The following is a 4236-nucleotide window of genomic DNA, read 5'->3' as shown; positions in this document are numbered from 1 at the left end:
ATCGCTCACTATGGTGAAGCTATCAAACCAGCTCTTACTATCATCAAACCTAAAAACATACGTTTAATGAGTGACTTAGTTATACGCCGAAACCAGTTGTTATCCATGCAAACCATGGAAAAGAACCGAATCCAGATACTCCCAGCTTCTCTTCACTCGACTATCAAACCAATGCTAACCACGATAAAAAATCAAATCACCAAGTTAGAAGAAAAGCTCATTAAGCTCATTGAAGATAGCCCTGAATATCAGGCCAAAAACACAATATTGCAGAGCGTCCCAGGAATAGGAAACATTGCCGCTGCATCAATAATTAGCAACGTACCTGAGCTTGGCTATATCACGAACAAACAAGCTGCATCACTAATTGGTGTCGCTCCAATCACACGTGAAAGTGGACGCTATAAAGGTAAGCGCGTAATCCAAGGCGGTCGTTCGCAAGTACGAACCGTTTTATACATGGCGATGATGTCAGCCATGCAATGTAACCCTATATTCAAAGCCACTTATGCTCGACTTCTAGCAACCGGAAAGCCTAAGAAAGTCGCAATAATCGCGTGTGTAAGAAAGATGGTTGTGACCCTTAATTCTATGCTCAGAGATGGCGCAATGTGGGATGAAAATATAGCCAAAAACTAATCATTGACGCCATAGTCGTTTGTTATGAACGTGCTAAATTAATCCATAAGTTCTTCAACAAAATCATACGCTACTACTGCGCTATACCCAGAATGAGCTACTCTAGCCCATTGCGCATCAGCATGTACTTGCTGTTTTCTCCAATGCTCATCGACGGGAATCAGCTCTGAGACAACGCCAATGAGCTTGTAGCACGGTTTATTCTCAACATAATCAAGTTCAATTACTGGTCCACCACTATTGCCTGGATATGAAGGACACTCGACAATAATACTTTTCTTTTCGTTCCATTTACCCGCCACAATACCCTTTCTCAAGAGTGGCATTTCTCGATTAAATTGTTCTGCTAATGTACCAATTGACGATGGGTAGCCCATCATAAACACATCGTTTGCTAGCTCAACTTCATCAAAACGCTTTGGGCATGACGCATGATCAATATGAACAACTCCATACTGGTTTTTGTTTAAGATTTCAACTTCACGCCCTGCCATACCTAATGGGTAAACTTGTCCTCCTGCGGATACAGCTAATTTGATAGCACAAACATCCTGAGTAGAGTGGGCTTTTAGGCTGCCGTTCTTTAACAAGTAATCAAGGTTAAGTTTTAACTCTGTATAATCATCCTCAACCCAATCTTCGCTATAAGACCTAGCTAAACAAGAATCACCTTTCAAAGCACCTGAGTCATGGAAAAAGACATGCTTTGCTGTGACTAAGTAAATAAAATTATCTTTGAAAACATAAAAACCGGTACCAGACCCACCATCACTTCTAACAAGTCGAACTGGGTAACCTAGGTTACTTCTAGACATTTTGGCCATGAATACTTCTCCATTTCATTGCTAACAATGTTTATATGAGGGTCTATGATCAGTTTTTCAACCAAAGTTCATAACGCCGCATTAAGGTGTGAGCGACGCTTGGCTATACTTGAGCGAAGCGAAACTGCCAAGCGTTGCGAATCACTCTTAAATGCTTTGTTATACGCGTGCTGACACTACAACGGAACTTTCATAACCTTATGATTTGGCTCACTTTCAATGTCAAGCGCTAACCAACCTAATGACTCGTACAACGATGGTACATTTGTGTAAGCATATAGGTTACTTTGAGTTGCTGCTGATACTTGGCTAACACCCCGGTTAATCAGTTCACTAGCAATACCTTGACCGCGCCACTCTGGTGAAACATAAACAGCATTAAACCAAATAACTTCTGAGTCACCATTAGGCTCTTTAAAGCGCGAATAAGCAAGACCACCGATAACTTGATTGTCTCTGAGAGCGACAATTACCGGTGGAAGATTAGATTGTGGTTTATAAGTACCTACGAACAGAAAATCAGACCATTCTGTTTGAAACAGCTTATCTAGAGCAACCCAATACTGACTATTCTCATCGCAATTTCTGAATACTACCTTGGTCATATTGGATTATTTCCTCAAAAGCGTATAACGCCCTGTTAAGGTGTGAGCAATGCAATACCGATGCTACCGCATATCACCTTAAACACTAAACACAACGCATAGTAAAAATGCCACGCGTTGCGAATCACTCTTAAACAGTTTGTTATGTGAAATCTAAAACTCTTGCACAGAACCCGAGCTTAATACAACATAGATTTTATTAAACACACCACGGTCAGGTACTCCATCAAATGCATCAGAGTACATCTGAAATATTTCTGCTTCCGATTCACAGTACTTATGCGCATAGCAATCTAATAGTGCTAACTCAAGTGCAGTATCAATACCGCTGCATTTATCACTTTTGGTTGATATGCAATCGTTGATTAGATTAAATAGAATGAGATCTGGTTGTATACTACCGAATTGAAAGTCTTCAATATTTCTACTTGTAGATACAGGAATATTTGAGACCACTATTGAGAATGACGCTTTTTTGACCTGACAATCCATCTTAGAAAATTTAATTTTTACTGAACAATCAACGAACTCATACTTCTCTCTTGAGAAGGCACTTTCAATTAACTCCTCCACAAAAAACTTTTTGAAGTTTTTCCTTATTTTACCAACAGGCGTGCTTGAGTGAGCAACCGTCACAAAATAAGCTACATTATCAGGTATTTTTTCTCGATATTCTTCTATGACGGAACGTATGAATGCATCGTAGCCTCGAAAATACCCTGTTCTATTATTCTGCGAATTCTCGTCAACTTTAGTAACTTCAATACCCATTGAATTACCATCAACGTTCATCAAGATGTCCGGTGGGTCTTGTAAAGGCTCACTGTATGTTACGATGCTTGAACCGTTCTTCTCGTAATATGCCTTGATGGATTTCGCTGCGAATACTTCTTCAATTCTCATAAAATCGATTATTACCTCTTTTCACATAACGCCGCATTAAGGTGTGAGCAACGCTACCACGAAACTCAACCATACAACCATAAACACAAAACCCAACGATGACATCAAAAATGCCAAGCGTTGGGAATCACTCTTAAATGCTTTGTTAGGTGTTTTTAGTCAAAACTAAAATTTAGCCCTGTTGATCTAGCTAGGTCATACAAATACTTGACCTTTGTGTAATCTCTATACAACTGATTAGTCGAGAAAGCATGTGCTACGCCAGTATGAAGGTCCGTATACCAAATTATGAATTGTCCTACTTCTTCTAGCATATCAAAGTCATACTTAACAACAATGCTAAAGTTTGTGAAGCTAGCCTTCACTTGAGACTCATCATCATTGTATTGCCAGTTAACACTATTACTTTCTGTCTTTTCTGTTAACTGGCTTACGAGATCCTGAATATTAGGCGGTAACATTTTCACTTCCTCCCTTAGCAGGGTTACTATCTTCAATTTGCTGTTTAATTATAAGAACTTTTTTAGTCATACTTTTTTTCTGAGCTTTAGTCAGAGGAGCTTCTTCCGTCGAGTGAGTAGCCGCCATAATTTCGAGCTCTAAATCACCCACAGTTCCCAGTTTTCCTTCTTGGCTCGACTCGCCAATTAACAAGCCAGTTTTAGCGCTTAACTTCCTGAAAAATTGGAATATTTTTAGAGCGGATTTATAATCATCAGTTCCAATTGCACTATTCAAATCATCCAAGGCAGATAAACACTCACTGATAGTAGAAGCATTTTCCACTTTCTTAACTCGTTGAAAAATAACTGAAGCTTCATCCTTAATTGAACGAGAGACATTCACACTATGAATAACTTCACACACTGTAATCAAAAGCCCTACTAAAGTTGCGACGGTTCCAATATATGAAAGATAGTCTAAAGCTTTACTAGTTGTGTCTAAAAAGTGCTCCGATTGTTCGTATGCTATATACACCAATATGCATGAAATAATCGAATAACCTATTCTTACTATCCCGAATTTCACTTATGCTCCATTAACCTCTTTTAATAGACGCAGTATACCAATGCAACTCTCTCAAAAGAAGAGATGCGCTCGAATTCGACACCTAACGCCGCATTAAGGTGTGAGCGACGCTTGGCTATACTTGAGCGAAGCGAAACTGCCAAGCGTTGCGAATCACTCTTAAATGCTTTGTATGGATAATAAGCACTCCAATCGGGTAATGTGAGACCCAGGCTTTAGCTGCAACTAAAGCTTTC

The 4236-nt window shown here is 39.4% G+C and carries 5 protein-coding genes; 1 reads left to right on the top strand and 4 read right to left on the bottom strand.

Annotation, left to right across the window (positions count from 1 at the left end):
* On the top strand, positions 1-639 hold a 639-nt coding region (locus tag KI655_RS23425), incomplete at its 5' end, for a transposase (protein WP_285409090.1).
* Between the two features lie 38 nt (positions 640-677).
* Here KI655_RS23425 and KI655_RS23420 read toward each other — a convergent pair.
* The 4 genes from KI655_RS23420 to KI655_RS23400 form a co-directional block, all read right to left on the bottom strand.
* Positions 678-1463, bottom strand: a complete 786-nt coding sequence (locus tag KI655_RS23420) for a serine protease (RefSeq protein ID WP_285409088.1) — start codon at positions 1461-1463, stop codon at positions 678-680.
* 176 nt (positions 1464-1639) lie between these two features.
* Entirely contained in the window at positions 1640-2068 is a 429-nt protein-coding gene (locus tag KI655_RS23415; RefSeq protein WP_285409086.1) for a GNAT family N-acetyltransferase, read from the bottom strand.
* A 153-nt stretch (positions 2069-2221) separates the two neighbouring features.
* On the bottom strand, positions 2222-2971 hold the full coding sequence (locus KI655_RS23405; protein WP_285409083.1) for a hypothetical protein: 750 nt from the start codon (positions 2969-2971) through the stop codon (positions 2222-2224).
* 447 nt (positions 2972-3418) lie between these two features.
* The gene (locus tag KI655_RS23400) at positions 3419-4000 is read right to left on the bottom strand and encodes a hypothetical protein (RefSeq protein ID WP_285409081.1); all 582 of its coding nucleotides are present in this window, start codon (positions 3998-4000) and stop codon (positions 3419-3421) included.
* Positions 4001-4236: the final 236 nt, after the last annotated feature.

The sequence above is a fragment of the Vibrio sp. D404a genome, assembly GCF_030248535.1.
GTDB lineage: Bacteria > Pseudomonadota > Gammaproteobacteria > Enterobacterales > Vibrionaceae > Vibrio.
Note: the sequence above shows the minus strand (reverse complement) of the source record. Positions and strands in the feature narration are given on the sequence as shown.